We start from the raw sequence: 875 nt of genomic DNA on the forward strand, positions 1-875 counted from the left end.
ACAGCGACTGTATGGAAAAAGTGGGCTTTTAAAGCAAGGTGAATTGACTTTTCATACAGGTGGTGGGTTACGTATTAATGGGCCTTTTTCTTTTGATGAAGAAGGATATTTGACAGCAAAATTTGAACTTGTCCATATTCAGCCTATGAAGCTTCTTGACACTCTGCAGCGCTTATTTCCAGGGCAGGCCAATAATCTTCAAGCGTTATTTTTTATTTTGGGTACACTGCCTAAAAATGCCGATGGCGCTCCTGTTCTTCCCTTGCTCATTAACAATGGGTGGGTAAAATTAGGTTTTTTAAAACTTGGTCGTCTTTCTCCGCTTTAGGTGTTGTACCAAAGCCTTTTTTAATTTTTACCACCAAATTTCGATTTTTTCTGATTTTTACACTTTTTTGCAATTTTAGAGTGTCAAAATCTATTTTAACAAAACACGTATTTAATGGTAAAAAAATAGCTATAAAAATAAAAAATTACTACCTAATCCTAACTAGTCCAACCTCTTTTCACTTAATACAAAACCTTATGTCAAACTACATATAGAAACAATGTTTGTATGGAAAAAGTGGCATTTTAAAGTATGCTGAATTGCCTTTTTATACAGGTGGTGTGGTGCCGTGTTAGGAACCTTTTTTCTTTATGTATGGAATGAGCATATTGCATATATCTTAGGGTAACCTTTGAAATAGGTAAACAGCCTAGTTGGATGAGAATATGGAGTTGTAAAGGGAGAAAATAAACGTCTATCTTTACTGTCGTTTTTTATTTGATTTCACGTATTTCAAAAGCAGTTACAGTCATATCTTTTAAATAATGGATTAAGCATATCCTTTTGTTTCTGATGTTTTTTAATGCAGCCATATGTCTTCCACGTA

General features: G+C 33.8%; 1 protein-coding gene. It reads left to right on the plus strand.

Going from position 1 to position 875, the window contains the following annotated elements:
- On the plus strand, nucleotides 1–328 hold a 328-nt coding region (locus ACFIKE_RS11725), incomplete at its 5' end, for a DUF2125 domain-containing protein (RefSeq protein WP_375650123.1).
- Nucleotides 329–875 lie beyond the last annotated feature (547 nt).

It is taken from the genome of Bartonella sp. MU70NMGDW (assembly GCF_042194085.1).
Lineage (GTDB): Bacteria > Pseudomonadota > Alphaproteobacteria > Rhizobiales > Rhizobiaceae > Bartonella > Bartonella grahamii.